The organism is Arthrobacter woluwensis, assembly GCF_900105345.1.
GTDB classification, from domain to species: domain Bacteria; phylum Actinomycetota; class Actinomycetes; order Actinomycetales; family Micrococcaceae; genus Arthrobacter_E; species Arthrobacter_E woluwensis.
Genome location: NZ_FNSN01000003.1, coordinates 2130244 through 2151213, shown reverse-complemented (window position 1 = coordinate 2151213; position 20970 = coordinate 2130244). Strand labels below are relative to the sequence as shown.

General features: G+C 69.3%; 18 protein-coding genes and 1 tRNA gene. 5 read left to right on the top strand and 14 right to left on the bottom strand.

Annotation, left to right across the window (positions count from 1 at the left end; genetic code table 11):
• Positions 1-42: 42 nt before the first annotated feature.
• The 3 genes from BLV63_RS10505 to BLV63_RS10495 all read right to left on the bottom strand — a co-directional run bounded on the left by BLV63_RS10505 (position 43) and on the right by BLV63_RS10495 (position 3070).
• On the bottom strand, positions 43-1086 hold the full coding sequence (locus BLV63_RS10505) for a tRNA (adenine-N1)-methyltransferase (RefSeq protein ID WP_066212449.1): 1044 nt from the start codon (positions 1084-1086) through the stop codon (positions 43-45).
• Between the two features lie 77 nt (positions 1087-1163).
• Positions 1164-2309 (bottom strand): site-2 protease family protein, encoded by a 1146-nt coding sequence (locus BLV63_RS10500; protein WP_066212448.1) that lies wholly within the window; start codon positions 2307-2309, stop codon positions 1164-1166.
• Positions 2306-3070: an HAD family hydrolase gene (locus BLV63_RS10495; protein ID WP_074784239.1), complete on the bottom strand. Its 765-nt coding sequence runs from the start codon at positions 3068-3070 to the stop codon at positions 2306-2308. The genes BLV63_RS10500 and BLV63_RS10495 overlap by 4 nt, the downstream gene beginning before the upstream one ends.
• Positions 3071-3144: 74 nt before the next feature.
• On the opposite strand from BLV63_RS10495, the gene BLV63_RS10490 reads away from it, so the two are divergent.
• Positions 3145-4056 (top strand): PAC2 family protein, encoded by a 912-nt coding sequence (locus tag BLV63_RS10490; RefSeq protein WP_066212446.1) that lies wholly within the window; start codon positions 3145-3147, stop codon positions 4054-4056.
• A 124-nt stretch (positions 4057-4180) separates the two neighbouring features.
• Here BLV63_RS10490 and mshC read toward each other — a convergent pair whose 3' ends face one another.
• Both mshC and BLV63_RS10480 read right to left on the bottom strand, forming a co-directional pair.
• Positions 4181-5458 (bottom strand): cysteine--1-D-myo-inosityl 2-amino-2-deoxy-alpha-D-glucopyranoside ligase, encoded by a 1278-nt coding sequence (gene mshC, locus BLV63_RS10485; protein ID WP_066212444.1) that lies wholly within the window; start codon positions 5456-5458, stop codon positions 4181-4183.
• A 17-nt stretch (positions 5459-5475) separates the two neighbouring features.
• The gene (locus BLV63_RS10480; protein ID WP_066212442.1) at positions 5476-6309 is read right to left on the bottom strand and encodes an undecaprenyl-diphosphate phosphatase; all 834 of its coding nucleotides are present in this window, start codon (positions 6307-6309) and stop codon (positions 5476-5478) included.
• A gap of 111 nt (positions 6310-6420) precedes the next feature.
• Between BLV63_RS10480 and BLV63_RS10475 the strand changes: the two genes are divergently transcribed.
• Positions 6421-6654, top strand: coding sequence for a DUF5703 family protein (locus BLV63_RS10475; protein WP_066212440.1), 234 nt, complete (start codon positions 6421-6423; stop codon positions 6652-6654).
• 79 nt (positions 6655-6733) lie between these two features.
• On the opposite strand, the gene BLV63_RS10470 is transcribed toward BLV63_RS10475, so the two are convergent.
• The gene (locus BLV63_RS10470) at positions 6734-8068 is read right to left on the bottom strand and encodes a M20/M25/M40 family metallo-hydrolase (protein ID WP_066212439.1); all 1335 of its coding nucleotides are present in this window, start codon (positions 8066-8068) and stop codon (positions 6734-6736) included.
• 214 nt (positions 8069-8282) lie between these two features.
• Between BLV63_RS10470 and BLV63_RS10465 the strand changes: the two genes are divergently transcribed.
• Both BLV63_RS10465 and BLV63_RS10460 read left to right on the top strand, forming a co-directional pair.
• Positions 8283-8366, top strand: a tRNA-Leu gene (locus BLV63_RS10465).
• A 72-nt stretch (positions 8367-8438) separates the two neighbouring features.
• The gene (locus tag BLV63_RS10460; protein WP_066212438.1) at positions 8439-8939 is read left to right on the top strand and encodes an SRPBCC family protein; all 501 of its coding nucleotides are present in this window, start codon (positions 8439-8441) and stop codon (positions 8937-8939) included.
• Positions 8940-8952: 13 nt separating this feature from the next.
• Here BLV63_RS10460 and BLV63_RS10455 read toward each other — a convergent pair whose 3' ends face one another.
• Positions 8953-10746 carry a hypothetical protein gene (locus BLV63_RS10455; RefSeq protein ID WP_066212436.1) on the bottom strand — a complete coding sequence of 598 codons (1794 nt, stop codon included), beginning with the start codon at positions 10744-10746 and terminating at the stop codon, positions 8953-8955.
• Between the two features lie 194 nt (positions 10747-10940).
• On the opposite strand from BLV63_RS10455, the gene helR reads away from it, so the two are divergent.
• The gene (helR, locus tag BLV63_RS10450) at positions 10941-13112 is read left to right on the top strand and encodes an RNA polymerase recycling motor ATPase HelR (RefSeq protein ID WP_066212433.1); all 2172 of its coding nucleotides are present in this window, start codon (positions 10941-10943) and stop codon (positions 13110-13112) included.
• 83 nt (positions 13113-13195) lie between these two features.
• On the opposite strand, the gene BLV63_RS10445 is transcribed toward helR, so the two are convergent.
• Genes BLV63_RS10445 through BLV63_RS10415 form a run of 7 tightly spaced genes read right to left on the bottom strand, consistent with a single transcriptional unit; the run spans position 13196 to position 20970 of the window.
• Positions 13196-14338, bottom strand: coding sequence for a PASTA domain-containing protein (locus BLV63_RS10445; RefSeq protein ID WP_066212431.1), 1143 nt, complete (start codon positions 14336-14338; stop codon positions 13196-13198).
• Positions 14331-15053: a class F sortase gene (locus BLV63_RS10440; protein ID WP_066212429.1), complete on the bottom strand. Its 723-nt coding sequence runs from the start codon at positions 15051-15053 to the stop codon at positions 14331-14333. The genes BLV63_RS10445 and BLV63_RS10440 overlap by 8 nt, the downstream gene beginning before the upstream one ends.
• A gap of 32 nt (positions 15054-15085) precedes the next feature.
• Positions 15086-16042 (bottom strand): lytic transglycosylase domain-containing protein, encoded by a 957-nt coding sequence (locus BLV63_RS10435; RefSeq protein ID WP_066212427.1) that lies wholly within the window; start codon positions 16040-16042, stop codon positions 15086-15088.
• A gap of 9 nt (positions 16043-16051) precedes the next feature.
• Positions 16052-16963, bottom strand: coding sequence for a phosphate ABC transporter ATP-binding protein (locus BLV63_RS10430; RefSeq protein WP_373277835.1), 912 nt, complete (start codon positions 16961-16963; stop codon positions 16052-16054).
• Between the two features lie 19 nt (positions 16964-16982).
• A complete protein-coding gene (locus BLV63_RS10425) occupies positions 16983-17927 on the bottom strand; it encodes a sortase (protein WP_066212425.1) in 945 nt (314 codons plus the stop codon).
• The gene (gene pstS, locus BLV63_RS10420) at positions 17924-19720 is read right to left on the bottom strand and encodes a phosphate ABC transporter substrate-binding protein PstS (RefSeq protein ID WP_066212423.1); all 1797 of its coding nucleotides are present in this window, start codon (positions 19718-19720) and stop codon (positions 17924-17926) included. The genes BLV63_RS10425 and pstS overlap by 4 nt, the downstream gene beginning before the upstream one ends.
• Complete coding sequence (locus tag BLV63_RS10415; protein WP_066212422.1) at positions 19717-20970, bottom strand: PstA family ABC transporter permease; 1254 nt, start codon at positions 20968-20970, stop codon at positions 19717-19719. Before BLV63_RS10415 ends, pstS begins: the two co-directional genes overlap by 4 nt.

The window sequence follows — 20970 nt, the reverse complement described above, 5'->3', positions numbered from 1 at the left end:
CCGGTGCCCACGATGTGACTGCCGATGGCCTCCGACCTGGGATTACTCCCCTGCGGTCGGCTCTTCGGGATCCTCCACCTGGGTGCCTGCCATGGCGTCACGGGCGGCACGGCGGAGCTTGCGGTCCGAGTACGGACGCTCCCCCACGCTGGCCGGGGTCCAGGCGTTCATGTCCTCTTCGGTGAATTCCGTCTTGGCGCGCTTCTTCAGCGCCAGGCCGTCGACGCCGTCCGCCAGACGGCGCGTGACCAGCAGGAAGCCGGTGTGCCCCACCATGCGGTGATTCGGGCGGACGGCCAGGCCTTCGAGGTGCCAGCCGCGGACCATGGACTCCCACGCATCGGGCTCCGTGAAGCGGCCGTCGGCGCGGATGGCCTCGGCCGTGCGGGACAGCTGGGTCGCGGTGGCGACGTAGTTGATCCAGACACCGCCAGGAGCCAGCACCGTGGCCACGGCGTCGAGGCACTCCCACGGGGCGAGCATGTCCAGAACCACGCGGTCGACGCTGCCGGGCGCCTCCGCCTTGACGACCTCGTCCTGGAAGTCGCCCAGACTGATCTGCCAGGCCGGGTGTGGGCCGCCGAAGATGGTCTCGACGTTGCCACGGGCGATGTCGGCGAACTCCTCGCGCCGCTCGAACGAGTGGAGGTAGCCCATGTCGCCGACGGCGCGGAGCAGGGAGATGGACAGCGCGCCGGAGCCGACTCCCGCTTCGACGACGCGGGCGCCCGGGAAGATGTCCGCCATGGTCACGATCTGGCCGGCGTCCTTCGGGTAGACCACCGCCGCGCCACGCGGCATCGAGAGGACGAAGTCGCTCAGCAGCGGACGGAGCGCCTGGTACTGCTGGCCGATGTTGTTCACGGCGACACTGCCGTCGGGCTGCCCGATCAGATCGTCGTGGTTGAGGAAGCCGCGGTGGGTGTGGAACGCCCCGCCCCGTTCGAGGGTGATGGTGTTCATCCGCCCCTTCTCATCGGTGAGCTGAACCCGCTCGCCCACCCGGAACGGCCCGCGGCGTCGAGCGGCGCCGACCGCCTGGCGGCCTTCCGCGGGGGTGGCCTGGGGGGTTTCCTGGTTGCTCATGGCGTGTTCCTTCTCCTGTGCGCCGCATCGGGCGCGCATGGGGTGTGGGCGAAATGTCCGGGAATCAACTTTACCCGTCAGTGGGTCCCGGCTCGGCCGGGGCCTTCCGGTCGTCCTGTCAGGGCTGCCACGACCGTCGCCTGGCGCAGAAGGCCGGTCACGCGGCCCTGGGAGTCGACGACGGCGTACTGGTTGCCGTCCAGGGCCGACAGGTAGTCGATCAGCTCCTTGCCTGCGGCGTGGTCCGGCACGTAGGCGCCGGGGGCCAAGGGCACGCTGACCGCGGAGACCGGCGTCGTCGGAAGGAGGCCGGCGGGCACCGCGGCGACGGCGGAGGGGTCGACGACGGCCTGCGGGCTGCCGTCCGGCGCGATGACCACGAAGGCGGTGCCCGGCCGTGCCACGGAGAAGAGCTGTGCCACCGGGAGGTCCTGCGGGACACCGTAGGCCGGTTCGGCCAGTTGCGCAGCATGGATGGCGGGGAGCCTGCCGCGCATGCGGGCGACGCGGATCGCCTCGCTCGCCCCCATCCAGAGGAATCCGGCGACGAGCAGCGTGATGATGGCGAACTTGAAGTCGAGGCCCTCCCCCAGCAGGAACGGGCGGACGATGAAGTAGAGCACGATCAGGACGACGATGATCCGTCCGGCCCAGCCCGCGGCGATGGTGCCCTTCTCGCGGTTCCCGGTGCTGGTCCAGACGATCGTCTCCACGAGACGGCCGCCGTCGAGCGGCAGGCCGGGCAGGACGTTGAAGATCGCGATGACGAAGTTCGCCCAGGTGAAGATCCAGAGGAGGATCCCCGCCACCCCGTCGGGCTGCGTCAGCGTGGCGGCGAGCCAGCCGAGGCCCGCCAGGACGAAGTTGGCCACCGGCCCGGCGAACGCGACCAGGACGGAACGCCACGGCGTCGCCTTGAACTCGGTGAACTGGGTGTGCCCGCCCCAGAGGTTGAGCACGATCTTCTCCGACGCCCAGCCGAAGATCATGGCGGTCAGCGCATGGGCGAGTTCGTGCGCCAGGACGGAGAGCAGCAACAGGACCGCGTACATGAAGGCGACGACATAGGCGCCGAATCCCAGGGCCGGCTGCGAACCAGCGAGCATCGGGCCGAACGTCACCACGGTGAAGGCCGCGATGATGAACCACGAGTACGCCAGGTAGATGGGGATGCCCCAGAGTCGGCCGAGCCGCAGCCCATCCCGGCTGGTCACAGAGCTCACGCGCTGACCTTCCCGTCTTCGGGATCGAGTCCTGACGGAGTGCCGGCCCAGTGCCCGTCGAGAATGCGCTGTATCGCGTGGTAATCCTTCTGCGCCAGCGTGTCCCAGCGGGTGAAACGGCCGGGGAACTCCGGAAGGGGCACGGTGTGCGGGATGCCGATGGTCACGGCGCCGGACGCCAGCGCCGCGCCCACGCCCGGGACGGAGTCCTCCAGGGCCACGAAGTTCTCCACCCGCAAGGCGGATTCGGTGGACTGCATGGTCGCCATGGCCTGGAGGTACGCCTCGGGATCGGGCTTGCCGTTCGTCACGTCGTCACCGGTGACCAGGAATTCGAAGTACTTCTGCGGCAGTTTCTCCACCACGAGGCTGGCCAGGGGGCGTTCACTCATCGTGACGAGAGCGCAGCGCACCCCGTTCGCCGTCAGCGACTCGAGCATCTCCTGGGCCCCGGGCCGCCACGGGACCGCTTCTTCGATGCGTTCCATGACGCGGGTCGAGAGCGTGGAGATGATCTGGCGTTCGGGCATCCGGACACCGGCGGCCTGCAGGATGCGGGCGCTGCGGTCCAGGGCCTGGCCCACCAACTGGATCGCCTGAGCATGGCTCCACGTGCCTCCGAAGCTCTCCACGAGTTCATGTTCGGCCGCGATCCAGTACGGCTCCGTGTCCACCAGAGTCCCGTCCATGTCCCACAGCACGGCCCGCAAAGGGGCATCAGGACGGCGATCACCGGACGAGAGAGGCGCTGGAGACAACATGGCCCAAGTCTACGGGGCGGTGATGTGCGAAGACGTCTCTTGAGCTGGGCCGGGTCCGTCGTAGGGTAGAGCCCATGGAGAACTTCGACGACCCCGAGACTCTGCAGGACGAGGCGTTCCTTCCCCTGCACCAGGGCGGGAAGCGCAGCACGGTTCTCATTGCGGCCTTCGAGGGGTGGAATGACGCCGGTGAAGCTGCGAGCGACACCATCAAATTCCTGAGCAAGGCGTGGCATGCCCGGAAGGTGTCCGTCCTGGAGCCCGACGACTATTACGACTTCCAGTTCACCCGGCCCACAGTGCGCACCACAGGCTCCGGGGAGCGGCGGCTGCGCTGGCCGGGCACTCGGATCCATCAGGCGAGCATCCCCGGCGTGCCGGTGGACGTCGTCCTGGTCAGCGGTGTGGAACCGTCCTACCGCTGGCGCGCGTTCACCGCGGAGATCCTGGCCCAGGCCGAGGAACTCGGGGTGGACCGCGTGGTCCTGCTGGGTGCGCTCCTGGCGGACGTCCCCCACACACGGCCCCTCCCCGTCACCGTGACGACCGATGACCGGGCCCTCCAGGAACGTCTGAACCTCGAACCGTCCACCTACCAGGGCCCCACCGGTATCGTGGGAGTCTTCGGCGAACTCGCGCGGCTCGCGGGGCTTCCGGCCATCTCCCTGTGGGCGACCGTTCCTCACTACGTGGCCCAGTCCCCCTCGCCGAAGGCACAGCTCGCGCTGCTGCACCGGATCGAGGAGCTGCTCCAGATCCCCCTTGATCCGGGCGATCTGGTCGAGGACGCCGAGGCCTGGGAACGCGGCGTGGACGAGCTGTCCGCCGAGGACCCCGACATCGCGGGCTACGTCCGCCAGCTGGAGGAGGCCACCGACACGGCCGAGCTTCCGGAGGCTTCCGGCGAGTCGATCGCCCGGGAGTTCGAGCGGTACCTGCGGCGTCGCGGCAAAGGCAACGGCCACCCGCACGCCGATCCTTCCTGACCCGCTACTTCCTAAGCCGATCCTTCCTGGGCGCATGACACCTTAAGAGCAGACGGCGACGGCGGTTCCCCGCCGTCGTCGTCCGTGTCAGGAGCGCGCGCCGCGCCTCAGCGCGAGTCCGTCCTCAGAGCTCCACGCCGAGGAGGGCGTTGACGGAGTCGGAGACGAGGCTGGCGTCCGGCACGCTGGCGGTCCCACCCGTGGCGAGTGCGGCGTCCGCCCACGTGTCCAGGGCCCGCAGCGCGCCCGGTGCATCCAGATCGTCGGCGAGCCGCTCCCGCAGCGCCGCCAGGAGCGGACCGGCGGAACCCTCCGGAGCATGCTCCAGGGCTTCCCGCCAGCGGGCCACGCGACGCTCCGCCTCCTGGAGGAGCTCGTCGGTCCAGAACCAGTCGGTGCGGTAGTGGTTCGCCAGAACGGCGCTGCGGATGACCGCGGGCTCGACGCCCTGACGGCGCAGCGCCGAGACCAGGACCAGGTTGCCGCGTGACTTGCTCATCTTCTCGCCGTCCAGGCCCACCATGCCCGTGTGGGCGTAGTGCTTCGCCATGGGCTCGCCCGTGAGGGAGTACCAGTGTCCGGCGCCCATCTCGTGGTGCGGGAAGATCAGGTCCGAACCGCCGGCCTGGACCGTGAACGGCGACGGCAGGAAGCGCTGGGCGATCACGGTGCATTCGATGTGCCAGCCGGGACGGCCCCGGCCCAGCGAGCCGCCGTCCCAGCAGGGCTCACCGTCGCGGGCGACGCGCCAGAGGAGCGGGTCAAGCCGGTTGCGCTTGCCGGGGCGGTCGGGATCTCCGCCGCGCTCGGCGAAGAGGGGAAGCATCTCCTCCTCGCTCAGCCCGGAGACGGCGCCCAGTTCCCAGGCTTCGACGTTCTGGCCCTCGGCGTCGGCCGCGGCGACGTCGTAGTACACATCGCCGTCGGGCTCGCCGTTCGTCCCTGGCACACGGTACGCCAGGCCCGAGGCCACGAGGCGCTCGATCTCGGGGACGATCCACGGGATCGCCTCGACGGCGCCGACGTAGTGCGCAGGCGCCACGACATTGAGCGCTTCCATGTCCTCATGGAAGAGGCTCGTCTGATCGACCGCCAGCTCGCGCCAGTCCTGGCCGGTCGCGGTCGCGCGCTCCAGGAGCGGGTCGTCCACGTCCGTCACGTTCTGCACGTAGTCGACCCGGCTGCCGGCGTCGCGCCAGGCGCGATTGAGCAGATCGAAGGCCAGATATGTCGCCGCATGACCCATATGGGTCGCGTCATAAGGGGTGATCCCGCAGACGTACATGGACTGTTCGGCCTGCGGCTGGATGGTGGCGAAGTCACCGCGCGAGGTGTCGTAAATCCTGAGCGGCGGCATGGTTCCGGGCAGTTCAGGGACAGGGCGCGTCTTCCACGATTTCACGCCTGTCAGCCTATCGCTCAGGCGGGGATGACCCCGAATCCGAGCAGCAGGTACAGCGCGGCGCCGAGTCCGATCCGGTACCAGACGAACGCCTGGTACCCGCGGCTGGAGATGAACTTGAGGAACCAACCGATGATCACGTAGCCGACCGCGAAGGCGATCAGGGTCGCCAGGGCGGTCTCCCCCAGCCCGTACGGGCCGGCGGCCTCGGAGCCTTTGAGGACCTTGAAGAGCTGGTAGAACCCGGAGCCGAAGACGGCGGGGATGGCCAGGAGGAAGGAGTACCGGGCCGCAGCCTCACGGGTGTAGCCCATGAAGAGACCGGCCGTGATGGTGCCGCCCGAGCGGGACACGCCCGGGATGAGGGCGAGGGCCTGGGCGAAGCCGTACAGGATGCCGTGCTTGACGGTCAGGTCCTTGAGCTGGCGTTCCTGCTTGCCGAAGACGTCGGCCACGGCCAGGATCATGCCGAAGACGATCAGCGTGGTGGCGACGATCCAGAGGGAACGGAACGTGTGCTCGATGTAGTCCTGCAGCAGGATGCCGAGCACGACGATCGGGATGCTGCCCAGGATCACGAGCCAGCCCATGCGGGCGTCCGGATCATCGCGGGACACGCTGCCGCGCAGCGATCCGAACCACGCTTTGACGATCCTGACGATGTCCTTCCAGAAGAAGAGCAGGACGGCGGTCTCGGTGCCGAGCTGGGTGATGGCGGTGAAGGCCGCCCCGGGATCGGAGGCATTCGGCAGGAACTCCCCCAGGATGCGCAGATGAGCGCTGGATGAAATGGGGAGGAACTCGGTCAGGCCCTGTACCAGGCCGAGAAGTATGGCTTCGATCCAATTCATGTAGACGACCTTACGTCATGGCCTGTGACCAGCCGGGAAGCCCCCGCGGCGCCTCCGGCGAAATGTGTCGGAGGGCAGGAAATTCGCCCGCAGGAGTGGTAGACATCTCACATGAAGGAACAGATTCTGCCGCGGTCCGTGGAACAACGTCTGTACCAGGGCCAGAATTACGAGTACATGGTCATCAGCGTCGAGCGCGACGAATCGCTGCCCGAAGCGCGACGGCGCGTGCTGGAGCACAGCGAATACGGCAAATGGGAACTTCACCGCTCCGTCCTCTACCTGGGCGGTCATCGGCGCTACTGGATGCGGCGCAAGGTCATGAACGTCGCGCGGACGATCTGAGCGCGGCTCCCGACGGATCGGGGCAGGCCCGCCGGCCGAAGTACCGACGGGCCCGTCCTGATCAGTAGTCCCGTCCCGATCAGTAGTTCTGGAGCAGATCGGACAGGACGCGTGTGCCGAAGCGCAGGGAGTCCAGCGGGACCCGCTCGTCGACACCGTGGAACATGCCGGTGAAGTCGAGCTCATCCGGCAGCTGCAGGGGCGCGAAGCCGTAGCCGGTGATCCCGAGCTGGCTCAGCGACTTGTTGTCCGTGCCGCCCGAGAGCGTGTACGGGAGGACCGTCGCCTCGGGGTCGTGGCGCTTGAGGGAATCGACCATGGCGTCCACGAGATTGCCCGCGAACGGCACCTCCAGGGACACGTCCTTGTTCACGTAGCTGAGTTCGATGCCCTCGCCGGCGAGCTGGCGGATGGTCTCGAAGACCTGCTCCTGCTGGCCCGGCAGCGTGCGGCAGTCCACGAGCGCCTCGGCCGTCTCCGGGATGACGTTGTGCTTGTACCCGCCGCTGAGCAGCGTGGGGTTGGACGTGTTCTGCAGCGTGGCGCCGACGAAGCGCGCCACGGTGCCGAGTTCCTTGAGGATGATCTCCGGGTTGTCCGGATCGAATTCCACGCCGGTCAGCTCGGTGACGCCGTCCAGGAACTGCCGGGTGGTGGGCGTGAGTTCGATGGGCCACTCATGCTGGCCGATGCGCGCGACGGCGGCCGCGAGCCGCGTCACGGCGTTGTCCGTGTTGATCTGCGAGCCGTGGCCCGCGCGGCCGTGCGCGACCAGGCGCAGCCAGGACAGGCCCTTCTCCGCCGTCTGCAGGAGGTACGCGCGCTTGCCACCGATCGTGGACGAGAAGCCGCCGACTTCGGAGATGGCCTCGGTGGCGCCGTCGAACAATTCGGGACGCTTGTCCACGGCATAGCGGGCGCCGTAGTCCCCGCCGGCCTCCTCGTCGGCGAAGAACGCGAACACGAGGTCACGCTTCGGCTTGATCCCCCGCCGTGCGAAGTCACGGAGAGTCGCCAGGATCATGGCGTCCATATCCTTCATGTCCACGGCGCCTCGGCCCCAGATCATGCCGTCCTTCACTTCGGCGGCGAAGGGATCGACACTCCACTGCTCCCGCAGGGCCGGCACGACGTCGAGGTGGCCATGCACCACCAGCGCACTCGCGCTGGGATCCTGGCCCTCCATCCGGGTCACGACGCTGGCGCGGCCGGGCGCGGACTCGAAGATCTCCGGCTCCAGACCCACCTCGGCCATGAGGCCCGCCACGTACTCGGCGGCCTTCCGTTCTCCGGGTCCTTGGTTGTCACCGAAGTTGGTGGTGTCGAAGCGGATGAGTTCGCGGCAGATGTCCACCACTTCCGCTTCGGCCGGAGATGTCCCCTGGGAGGGGGTGACGGATTCCTGAGTGCTCATCGTTTCGCCTTTCCGCGCCGCTGCCGAACTGATCACTCCTCAGCCTAGTGGGGACGTTCGGGCACGGGGCGCTCTCCCGGTCATGCCCCGAAACCTTGCGAAGCCCCAGCTCAGCCAGGATTTCGCGTTTCCGTGAAATGCGTGTAGAGTATTTCTCGTTGCCCCGGCGGCCTGAACAGCGGAAACGCGGTCCAGACAGCCGGTTCACCCAGATGCGCGGGTGGCGGAATGGCAGACGCGCTAGCTTGAGGTGCTAGTGCCCGAATAGGGCGTGGGGGTTCAAGTCCCCCTCCGCGCACAGAGCGAAGGCTCCTGGTCTGAGACCGGGGGCCTTCCGTGTTTTCCGGGTGTCTCCTGCCAGAATGACTTCATGACGCCACGGCTCTTCGACCTCCGGTCCACCTGGCATCTGCCCGCCCCGGTCGATGAGGTGTGGGACGTTCTCACCGCGCTGGACCTCCGCCCGGGCGAACCCGTGTGGTGGCCCGGGTGCACCGTGGCCGCTCCCCTGACCACGACGAGCCCCTCAGACGATCCGGCGACGGCGGACCTGACGGACATCATCGCTCATCTGCGTTTCCGGACGCTGCTCGGCTATTCGCTCACCGTCAGCATCCATCCGACGCTCGCGGTCACGCATCGGAAGCTCGTGTTCGAAGCACAGGGGGACCTCGAGGGGGACGGCGACATCGTGCTCACGGCGGAGTCGGCCGGCTCCGGGACCAGGATGGACATCCGATGGACCGTGCGCCCGACGCTGCGTTGGATGAACGTGCTGTCCCCCGTGGCCGCCCGGGTGTTCATGGCCGCGCACGCCCACACGATGCGGAAGGGTGAGCAGGGGCTCGCAGCGGCGCTGGCCCCCGGCTGAACCGGCACCGCCGTCAGACGCGCGCGGCCAGACCCCTGATGCCGGTCCTCAGGAACGCGAAGGGGTACAGCAGCAGCGGCACGACGAGGAGGACGTCCCCACCCGTGAGGTCTCCGCCGAGCACGAGCCACGGGAGGACGAAGGTGAGGACCAGCGCGGCGGCGAGATAGAGCCAGAGCTGCCACCACGGATTCGGTGGCAGCTTCTTCTTCGGATCACTGGACCGGGTCCGGGACTTCTTCCGGCGACGTTCCAGCAGCCCGTGGAGACCGCTCCAGAGCATGCCGTTCAGCACCCAGATCTGCACAGCCGTCAGGACGAGTGTGGCCACCGCCAGAAGGGACCAATCGGCGGGGTTCGCCCAGCGGTAAGGACCGTCAGGGCACAGCCACGCGAGCCAGGACACCGGATCCGCAGCGCAGCGGGCCGAACCTCGCACCACCGATCGTCCGGCGAACCAGGTCATGAGGGCGGGGGCGGTGAGCATGGCCGCCACGAGAGCGGCCAGCCGGGTCACGCCGAGACTCTTGACCATGACGCGATGCGGCCGGAGGCGTTCGTCCCCCGGGACGCCCGTGAAGAGCAGCGGCACCGGCGCCTGCGCCGTCGACCGCGAGGCTTCATGGCGCGGCGTCGACAGGATGAGCCTGGCCAGCGGGTCGATGACTTCGATCCGGTTGCGCGAATAGACCACGTGGTCGTAGACCAGGGCCGAACGGTTGTAGACCGGGTGCTCGTCCGGGCCGGGGCCGCCGGTGCCCGGCCCCTCGCGATCGAAGATCTTCCGGAAGATCGCGGCCCGGCCGTCCACGGCGCGCGAGATCGGCCCGGCCGGGACGAAGTCGAATTTGCCCCAGACGTCGACCCACCGCGGGCGGTCCGGCACGTCGAGCCAGTCCTGGACCGGATCACTGCCGTCGGTGCCACCCCATTCCGCGTATCCGAGAAGATCGATCCCGCTGCCGACGCTCACGAAGTTCGTGGCGCGCACGGGATCCTCGCTCCGCTGGAACAGCACCTGCCCCACGATCGCGGCTCCCTGACTGTGCGCCACCACGGTGACCGGCACCCCGTCGTCGCCGTTCCAGGGCGCCAGTGTCTCGCGGATTCTCTGCCGCATGGCAGCGGCCTGCATCTGCTTGCGTTTCCAGACCTGCGGGTCACCGAGAAAGTCCGCGAACAGGGACAGCAGCCGACTGACGAACCGACCGAGGGCCGGGATCTTCGCCAGGACCATGAGGACCATTCCCAGCAGGAGGATCCCGAGGATCAGCAGGAAACCCAGGGCCGCCACCGCGCTGATGAACGGGATGAGGAGCAGCCAGGTGAGCAGGCGCGCCGGGAGGATCCGTTCGTGGTCCGCGGGCCGGAAAGTCCACCACAGGAGCCGCAGGCACCGCTTGTACACCGTCTTCGCCTGGCTCATGGCCCACCAGAAGGTGGCGCCGACGGTCGCCGGTTCGAAGTCCTTCGCCCACGAGGCCTCGGTCATCAGCACATCGAGGTATTCGGGACCGCCCGACGGGGAGCAGCCGGTGAGCACTTTCACGCGGGCCTGCGGGGCGTCCCCCACGGCCGTCGCCTCGGTGATGATGAGCGGCGGGTGGTCGCCGGCGTCGTCGCACGCAAGGGCCTCATCGTGGAGGCTGAGCATGAGCGGCTGCGCCCATTCCTGCAGCGTCCCGCCCTTGAGGGCCCGTCCCATGCCGTGGACGAAGAGCACCACATGGTCCGGCTTCGCCGCTTCAGGCGCGGCGTCGGCCCGCTGACCGGGAGGACGGCAGAGATGCTTCCGACGAGTCCACATGACTCATCTTCCGCCCGGGAGACGGAGAAGGAAAGGGTGTCGGCGGAACGCGCGATGCCATCGTGGACCGCCCAGGATCGAGGATGAACACTCCTCCTCATTTTCAATCTATAGCGCACCCGGGGGCTTGCGGCAAGGCCCCCCGGATGCCGCACAGTAGAGGGTCCAACGACACGATCCGAGGAGACCCCACCGTGGCAGCCACCACCCCGTCCAGCGTTTTCCAGCTCCCCGAACGCCTCGCAGCGAAGGCTGATCCCGCCCTGATCGCGGACGACGAACGCCACTTCACCGCCATCGCCGCAAGCCTTGAGCGGACCCGCGCCGAACTCGCCGAGCGTCTCGACGCCGCCCGGCGCGCCCCCGGCCGTTCGGGACAGCAGGCTGTGGACCGGGACGCCGAGATCCGGCGCCTCAGCGGCCGCCTGCGGGCCCTCGAGAGATACGGACTCGACCTCTGTCTGGGGCGCTTCGTGACATCGGACGGCGCGGCCCCCGTGTACATCGGACGGCTGGGCCTGACGGACGCCGACGGCGAGCGCCTCCTGGTCGACTGGCGGGCCCCCGCCGCGGAGCCGTTCTCCAGCGCGACCCACGCACATCCGCAGGGGGTGGTGAGCCGGCGTCGGTACCGCTGGAGCGGCGGTCGTGTCACCGACTACTGGGATGAGGCCTTCTCCCCCGACGGTGTCGACGATGCCGCCTCGCTCGGTGACCTGTCCGCCTTCATCGCCAGCCTCGGGCACAGCAGGACGGCGCGCATGCGGGACGTCCTGGGCACGATTCAGGCGGACCAGGACGCGATCATCCGCGCGTCGTCGCGGGGCGCCCTGGTGGTCGACGGCGGTCCGGGCACCGGGAAGACGGTCGTGGCGCTGCACCGTGCCGCGTATCTCCTGTACGCCGATCCCCGTCTCAGCCGCGGTCGGGGCGGCGTCCTGCTCGTCGGACCGCACCGGCACTACCTGTCCTACGTGGCGGATGTCCTGCCCGGCCTCGGCGAGGAAGGCGTGCAGGCCTGCACCGTCCGCGAACTGGTGCCCGAAGGCGCCGCTGCCCGAGCAGAGAGCGATCCGGAGGTGACGCGGCTCAAATCGTCCGCGGACATGGTGCGCGCGATCGAACGGGGCGTCCGGTTCTACGAGGAGCCTCCCACCCGGGGCCTCCTCGTGGAGACCCCCTACCGGGACGTCTGGGTGGGTCCCGAGGACTGGGCCGAAGCTTTCGCGGCCCCTGCGCCCGGGACACCCCATAACGAGGCACGCGCCGAAGTCTGGGACGAATTGCTCACGCTGCTGGTCGAAGGAGCCGACGACGGCGAGGCGCCCGAAGGCGCGCTCCGTTCGGCACTCGCACGGAACGCTGAGCTCGCGGCGGTGTTCAACCGTGCGTGGCCCCTCCTGGACCACACCGTGGTGGTGAGTGATCTGTGGCGGGTACCGGCCTATCTGTCCCTCTGCGCGCCGTGGCTCACCGCCGAGGAGGTCGGTGTGCTGCAGCGGGAGGAGCCGCGGGCCTGGACCACGGATGACCTTCCCCTGCTGGACGCGGCCCGGCTCCGCCTTGGTGATCCTGACGCGGCGAGGCGTGCGCGGCGCCGCAGGGCGGAGCAGGCGGCCGAGCGGGACCTGATGGGCCGTGTGGTGGAGGACCTGATCGCCGCGGACGACTCCGAGATGCTCGTGATGTCCATGCTGAAGGGCGAGGACCTGCAGGAGAGCCTGGGCGATGAAGGCCTCGTGGCCACGACTTCCCCCGATCTGCTCGCGGGGCCTTTCGGGCACGTGATCGTGGATGAGGCCCAGGAGCTCAGTGACGCCGAGTGGCAGATGCTGCTGGCGCGGTGTCCGTCAGGGAGCCTGACGATCGTGGGCGACCGAGCCCAGGCCCGGCGGGGCTTCCCGGAAAGCTGGATCGAACGGCTCGAGCGGGTGGGCGTTCCCGAGGCGCGCCTGGCCTCTCTGACGATCAACTACCGCACTCCGGAGGAGGTGATGGCGGAGGCCGAGCCGACGATCCGCGCGGCGTTGCCCGATGCCAATGTGCCGGCCTCGGTCCGGAGCAGTGGCATCCCGGTCAGGCGGGGCGATCTCAGCGAACTGGACACGGTGCTGAGGGAATGGCTGGAGCTGAACACGGAGGGCGTCGCGTGTGTCATCGCCCCTGTTCCGGACGCGGTGGCCTCCCGCCTGCCTGCGGCTGAGGCGCGGGTGGGTGTCCTGACGGCCGAGGAGGCGAAGGGCCTGGAGTTCGATCTCGTGGTGCTCGTGGACCCGGAGGGTTTCGGGGCGGGCATCGAGGGAGCCGTGGACCGATACGTCGCCATGACCCGGGCGACCCGGGAGCTGGTGCTCCTGTCGTCGTGACAAGCCTGCGCGAGCAGGCGGGACGGGCCGCCGTCGTTGGTGATCACCGCCTGTCTCCTGGCAGGTCACGGCCCTGCTGTGCGTCAGCCGGCGGGAGAGGTGGAGGGTGCGACGGGCCTGCCGGGTGAGGGCGTGCCGGTGGCCTGTGTGCCGGTGGGTTGCGCTCCGGGCGTCGGCGACGCCGGTTCGCTCGCGGCCGGCGCGAACCGCACCGTGATGACACTGCCCACGGGAGCTCTCGACCCTTCCGGCGCCGAGAGCCCCTCCACCGGCTCGACGCCCTGCCGGCTGCGGCCGCCGTCCACCAAGACGACGGCGAATCCCGCGGTGCGGAGTGCCTGCACGACGGTCGCGACGCTCCGTCCGAGCAGACCTCGCGGCACCTGCTGGAGACCGCTGGCCACGGTCAGGTTCACGAGGGCGCCGGGACGGAGCACCTCCCCCACCCCGGGCGAGGAGGACAGGACCGTCCCGGCCGGATAGGCGGAATCGGTTTCCGTGATCGTCCCGACGGCGAGACCGAGTGACGACAGCTCCCTGGTCGACTCGTCGAGGCGCCGACCGCTCAGGGTGGGCACCGGTATCCCCGCCACCGTGGTCGACGGCGGGGCTGTCGCCTTCGCGGTCGGCGCCGGGCCGTCCGAGATGCGCAGGACGACCGCACTCCCCCGCTTCACCTGGGCGCCCGCTCCCGGATCGGTCCCGGCGACCTTTCCACGGGGCACCGTGGGGTGGAACCCGTGGGTCTCGCCGCCGGGCAGGAGGCCAGCACCGCGCAGTGCGGCACCGGCCTGCGTGGTGGACAGGCCGAGCACCGTCGGGACCGCCACCGGGCCGGCGCCGGTCGGCACGGCCCAGGGTCTGAGCAGCATCAGCACCCCGCCCGCGGCCAGCAGCACCACCAGGAGAACCAGCACGATGCCCGCGGACTTCGCCGGCCGGCCGTGCGGTCGGCCGGATGCGGAGACGCGGTCGGCGGGTCCGGGACCGGCGGGTCTGCCGTCGACTGCGCTGCCGCCCTGGCGGTCCCGGGCGGTGGATTCCCTGCTCCAGGAACCGGCTCGTGCCGCGGCGACGGTCATCGCCCGCTCGTGCCGCTGCGCCCGCTCCTCCTGGAGGGTCAGGGGTGCGGTGGCCTCCCGTGCCGCCTCGATCACCGAGGCCGTGCGATGCGGAGCCGGCACCGGGACGAGCGGGAGGGGTTCGGTCACCGCGTCCTCAGCCACGGGTCACGCCTCCGTCCAGCTGGGCGTAGACCACGAAGTTCTGGTCCGACTCCGCCCGGTGGTTGTACTGGAAGCACGTCACCAGGACCAGGCGGCCCGGCACCGCTTCCCAGAGCTTTCGGGCGCCGAGGATGTCGGTTTTCACGTAGCGGGCCGAACCGGTGACCGTGTAGCTGTAACCGCCTTCCGGGGTGGTGACGAGGATCTTCTGGCCCGCGTGCACCGCTCCTCCCAGGGCGCCCCGGTCCAGGAGCGGGTTGAACGCAGCGGGCCCCACGGACGAGGAATGCGCGGCGATGTAGACGGTGTTGCGGGATGCCGGTCCCGCGATGCCGAAGTCCATCACCCAGAAGGCGTCCGGGACCGTCGGCGGGTCGAACGTCCGGTCGCCGGGAAGCCGGCTGGCGTACACCCTGACATCCAGCCCGACCCCGGGCAGCTGGACTCTCAAGGGCTGGCCGGGCACGGACGGCGTCACCCGGCTCGTGCCGCCGCCTCCGGACGACGCGACGGGTGCGTCGTCGAGCACCGGCGCACCGGGAGGCGGGCCGCCCGGCAACGAGGCCGGCACGGGCTTCGCCGAGGGGGTCCCGGGGTCCGCGCTGCCGCCTGTTCCGCCCGGCCCCGGGCGATTGCTTCCGAGCAGCGCTCCGGCCGTGACCAGCACGACGACGGCCAGGAGTCCGGCGCACAGCGTGCGCCAGATCTTCCTCATGGTTTCCTTCCTCCTCATGGCTCCTCGCTTCCTCAGGGCTCTCCGGCCCGCTTCGCGTAGGCGTTCGCCGCGGCCAGGACCTCGTCCACATAGGCCTGCGAGTGGTTGTAGGCGAACACGGCGCGGGTCCATCCCGCGGCGGTTCCGAGGTCGCCGCCTGCCGCACACAGATAGCGGGCGGCGGTCAGGGCGGCGTCGTCCAAGTCGTGCGGGCTGGCCTCGGCGCCGTCACCTGCCGCACGGCTCGCGTACCGGGCCCACGTCGAGGGGATGAACTGGAAAGGGCCCACCGCGCGGTCCCAGCGGGTGTCGCCGTCGAGCGCCCCGCCGTCGGTGTCGCGGATCATGGCGAAGCCGTTCCCGTCCAGGGCCGGTCCGAGGATGGGCCCGGAGACTTGGCCGTCGGGCTGGACCCGGTGGCCCCCGTGGGTTCCGTGGCGCGATTCGATGTACCCGATGCCCGCCAGCGTGTTCCACCCGATGCCGCAGCCGGGAACGCTTCGCTCCGACCGGACGGCGGCGCCCGCGTAGGACTGCAGCGCCCGTGCGGGGATGCCCGTCCTCTGGGCGGTCCTGAGCAGCCAGCGGCGGTCGATGCCGGCGGTGTCCTCGCCGAGGCCTCCGCTGTCGGGACCGGTGGCCGCCTGCGGGTCGGCCCCGGTTCCGGCGTCGGTGGCCGCTGCCGGCCGGGGCGTGGACTCCCCCGACATCGCGGTGATCTTGCCCGAGGCGGGGGCGGGGACCGCGGACCAGCCCGCGGCGTGGTCGATCTCCGACTGCCAGAGCGGCCTGTTTGTCTCCGCAGTCACCGGTTGCCGACCGCCGCCGCGCAGGGCCGCGAGCGCGGTGTCCGCGGCGTCGACCGTCTGCGGTGGTTCCGACCCTGACGCGCGGGAACCGCTCATGGTGTGGACGCCCCAGCCGGTCCCGGCCAGCAGCACGAGGACAGCCAGTCCGGTGGCGAGGTGCGAACGCCGTGGAGTGGTCATCGGTGGGTCTCAGCCGAACCGGCCGTTGACGTAGTCACCGGTGCGCTCGTCCTGCGGTTCCTGGAACATGAGCCGGGTGGGGCCGTGCTCGACGATGACACCTGGCGTGTTCTGCGCCGCGAGGAAGAACGCGCACTGATCCGAGACGCGCGCCGCCTGCTGCATGTTGTGGGTGACGATCACGATGGTCACCTGATCCCGCAAGGACTCGATGGTCTCCTCGACCCGGCGGGTGGAGGTCGGGTCCAGGGCGGAGCAGGGTTCGTCCATGAGGAGGACTCGCGGTGCGACGGCGAGTGACCGGGCGATGCACAACCGCTGCTGCTGTCCGCCGGAGAGACCGCCGCCGGGCTGCAGGAGGCGGTCCTTCACCTCGTCCCAGAGGGAGGCCTTCCGCAGGGAATCCTCCACCAGGAAGTCCTTCTCCTCGCGGGAGGCCTTGATGCCGGTGAGTTTCAGGCCGGCCACCGTGTTGTCGTAGATGGACATGGCCGGGAACGGGTTGGCTTTCTGGAACACCATTCCGATGTCGCGCCTGGCCTGCGTGATGCGGCGGTTCGGATCGTAGACGTCCTCGCCGTCCAGGAGCACCCGGCCGGCCAGGGACGCGGAGGGGATCATCTCGTGCATCCGGTTCAGGATGCGCAGGAACGTCGACTTCCCGCAGCCGGAGGGGCCGATCAGGGAGGTGACCTTTCCCGCCTGCATGGACAGGGAGACTCGGTCGAGGACCTTGTGGTCGCCGAACCAGGCGGAGATGTCCTGGGCATGGAGCTCGGCCGGTTCGGAGAGCCGGATGGCTTGCGGGGGCGTCGCCGGCAGCGGGTCTTCGATGTCGTGCAGCATGAGGTCGTCCAGCGGCGCCTGGGCCTCGAGGCTGGATTCACGGCGGCCGCGGCGGGCCCGGAGGAGATGGGTCATGGTGGTTTCCTTCGACCTTTCAGAGGAGGTTGGGCAGCAACAGGCCCAAAGGGGTGGCGATGAGCACGCCGAGGGTGAGGAAGGCCGGGACGAAGATCAGCCAGCTCTGCCAGCGGCCCCATTTCTTCCAGCTCCAGACGCAGGCGACACCGGCCGCGACGGCGAGCTGCAGGAGGAACACCAGCCCGACCAGGCCGGAGGTGTCGGATCCGAGGGGCTTCTCCGCCTCGGTGATGGACCCGACGCGGATCGCATCGAGTGATTTCGGGGCGGCCGCCGAGACGAGCGTGGCGTCCACGCGGAGGACGTCGTCGGGCAGGAACGGCAGTCCACCGGCGGTGGCCAGCGTCATGCGGCCTTCGGTGGGCTTCATGGCCCCGGGCTCCGGGTCTCCGGGATTCCGGATCCCCGAGACCTCATAGGTGAAGCGGCCCTGGCCGGTGGAGACGACGAACCGATCGCCGAGCTGCAGCTGATTCAGTCCGCCGAAAACCCCGCCGTAGGCGCCGCTGCGGCCCATGACGACGGCGTTGCCCGCCTGCCCGGGGAAGGCCGTGTCACGCTGGTGCCCCACGCCCTGGGCCGTCTGAGACGAGCTGGTGCCCTCCACCATCACCTCCTTGAGGTCCAGCCGTGGGATCTCCAGGTACGCGATGGGCGTCCCCAAAGGAACGAGCACGCCGTCGGCGTCGCTCGGCCCGACCGGAATCGACCCTTCGGCCAGGGTGAGACGCAACTGGGTGGTCAGCTGCTGCTGAGCCGTCGCGTGCTGGACCCGGGAGACGAACACCAGCTGGAGCAGAAACCCGAGAATGATGATCGCCACGAGCTGCAGCATCGAGGAGAAATCGAGTTCCCAGCGTCGTGGCGCCGGCGCGGCGGGAGGGCGGGGAGTTTCGAAGGACGACGACGGCGGGGGCGGCGGAGCGCTTCCCGGCACGGCCGCCTCGAGGGTCGCTGTCATGAGTCGGTCCCCTTCCCGCGTCGCCCGCTCCTGATGTACCGCGCCGCGAGGGGTGGCGTCAGCACGAGCAGCAGGAGGAACAGCGCGGCCACCACGAGGAGGTTCTGCGACGTGCCCCAGCCGGTGTTGCCCGCAAGAACCAGGGGCACCGCCTTCGCCCCGGGACCGGAGGCCTCAGGCGCGTCATTCAGGTACTGCTGGGCCTGTTCCGCGGCCAGCACGTTCCCCTTGGCATCGGTGCACTGCCCGGTGGCACGGTTGCAGGACACGCTGGGCTTGTTCGCTGCGGTGGGCCGCTTTGTGGTCGCGGCCGGGCTGTTGCCCTGCGGTACTGCTCCACTGGCGCCCGGACCCTGTGCCGCTGCGGGACCCTGCGCCGCCGCCGGCCCCTCGGAACCGCCCGCCACTTGGCCGGGTTTGGCGCCCGGGCCTGCGTTGTAGCCGACGTTCTTACCCCTCCAGGGAGCCTGGCACGCTGCGTCGCAACCGCTCGGGAACGGGGCCGTGTAGACGAGCTGGTTGTTGTTCACGTCCTGACCCGGTTTGAAGGTCGGGTTGTTACAGGGGTTCCCGGAACTGCTCTGGGCGGCGTTGATCGTGGAGTCCAGACGCTTGCCGGTGTCCGAGTCCAGCCCGGGGATCTTCTTGACCTGCTGCATGGCGGACATCACCAGGTTCATCGGCAGGGGCGAGTAGCCCAGCGCTCCCATGGTCTGCTGCCCCTCGCAGAGGGAGTAGCTCGCGAAGTTTCCGAGCGCGGCGCCCTTGCTGTTGTCGAAGCTGCCCCGGGTCTGGGCCGGCACCAGCATGTACGTGTAGGCGGAGAGGGCGTAGACGCGGGGGTCGTTGTGCGTGTAGACGGCGGAGAGGTCCTGGCTGAGGTAGTTGGGCGAACTCGCGTCCATGTTGATCTTCGCCTTGGTCAGTGCCACGGCCACCGCGGTGTCGGTGGGGATGGTGAAGAACCCTGCCGCGTTGCCGACCTGCGCCACCGGGAAGTTCGCCCCGAGCGCGTAGGAGTACTCGTCGTAGTTGATCGTGTACGGGGTGTTCGCCGTGTAGGTCGTCACGCCGCTGGATCCGTTCTGGGCGGAGAAGTTGGCGATGCCCTGCCCCGGGAAGTAGGAGGTTGCGCCGCCGTTCGGGCAGCCGCCCGTCTTGCCGCAGAGCTCCGCATAGTATGACGGGAACTGACGTTTCATCCACAGAGTGAACTGAGCGGTGGCGCCGGAGCCTTCGGAGCGCACGACGACGCGGATCTGCTGGTTGGGCAGGTTCACACCGGGGTTCGTTTTGGCGATCGCCGGGTCGTTCCAGCGGGTCACCTTTCCGGTGAAGATCCTGGCCAGGGCATCCTGGGTGAGTTTGAGTTCGGAGAAGCGCTTTCCGTTGACCGGGAGGTTGTACATGAAGCTGGTGCCTCCGGCGGCGATGGGCAGCATCGAGTATTTGAAACCGGGGAACACCGTATCCTGGGGATCGGCGGTGTCGCCCTTGTACGGGATCTCGGAGACCGCGAAGTCGACCAGGCCGTTGGCGAATTCCTTGCGGCCGGTGGAGGAACCGCTGGGGTTGTAATCCACGGTGCTCCCCTGGGACCGGATGTCCGTGACCCATTGGTTGACCGCGTTCCCGGCCCAGGATGACCCGGATCCACCGATCCGGGTGTAACTGGCGGCGAGGGCGGCGGGGATGAAGGTCCCGGAGGCGAGGGCCAGGACCGTCAGGAGGGCGAGGATCCGGCGTGTCACCCGCCCTCGGGTCCGTCGGTTCTTCTGGGGATCGTGCGTCATGGTCGTTCGTCCTCCGGGGTGGATGTCGGGTGGCTGACCAGCCACCCACTGCGGTTTTCCTCGATACGTCTGAGCCAGGCGCGCGACCTCGCCGCGCGCCGTCGTTGCTGTCCTGCCGTGAGCTTGCCGGCCTGCTGTCCGCCGAGGACGCGGGCCAGGATGAACAGCACGAGCACCACGAACAGGAGGAACGTGGCCGTGGCGAAGCCGCGGGCCACCATGTTGGGCTGGCCCGATTTCACGAATTCCAGCGCGGCCAGCGGGAGCGAGACCTGGGGTCCTTCGAAGGGGTTGAAGTTGAGGTTGTTCGTGACCCCTGCGGTGAGCAGGACCGGCGCGGTCTCCCCGATGCCGTGCGCCGTGCCGAGGATGATCGCGGTCACGAGGCCCGATCGCACGGTCGGGAGGACCACGTGCAGCACCACGCTCCATTGCCCTGCGCCGAGGGCCAGGCCCGCCTCCCGCAGATTGCCGGGCACCAGCCGCAGCACGACGTCGGCGGACCGGATCATGATGGGGATCATCAGGACGGTGATCGCGAGGGACGCCGCGAAACCGTTGAACTGCCGGGTGATGCCGATGATGACCGCCGCATAGATGAACAGCCCCGCGACCACGGACGGAAGAGCGGTCATCGCCTCCACCACGGTCCGGACGAGCCGTGCGAAGCGTCCCCCGACCTCGTTGAGGAAGACCGCGGTGGTCACGCTGAACGGGACCGAGATGGCCAGGGCGATCCCGATCTGCTCCAGCGTCCCGACCAGTGCGTGGATGATGCCGCCCTTCTCGAGCGGTGCCAGCGGGCCTGCGACCCCCATGTCCTGGGTGAAGAAGTTGCCCTTGCCGAACACGTCCCATCCCCGAGTGCTGGTGAAGCCGATGACCAGCGCCAGCGAAGCGACCACGACGATCGCGGCGGACCAGAGCATGACGCTCCAGAACCTGTCCCGCACCGCGGGGCCACGGTTCGTGATGAAGACCAGGGCGGCGTAGGTGCCCAGGAACCAGAGATAGCTCAGGAGCGGCATCCACCCGACCGGCACGATGCCGAGTCCGAGGCAGAGCAGGGCGCCCACCGAGAGCCCTGCCACCCCGGCGCCGGCGATGGAGAGGACTTCCTCCTTCGACACGCCGATCCGGATCCGCTCCTGAGGCGGCGCCGCTTCCGGCAGGTCGAGCCGCGGCAGGGTCGTCTTCTGCGCGTCCAGCTGCTGTTCCAGTTCCTGGGCGCCGATCATGTCCGTCGTCAT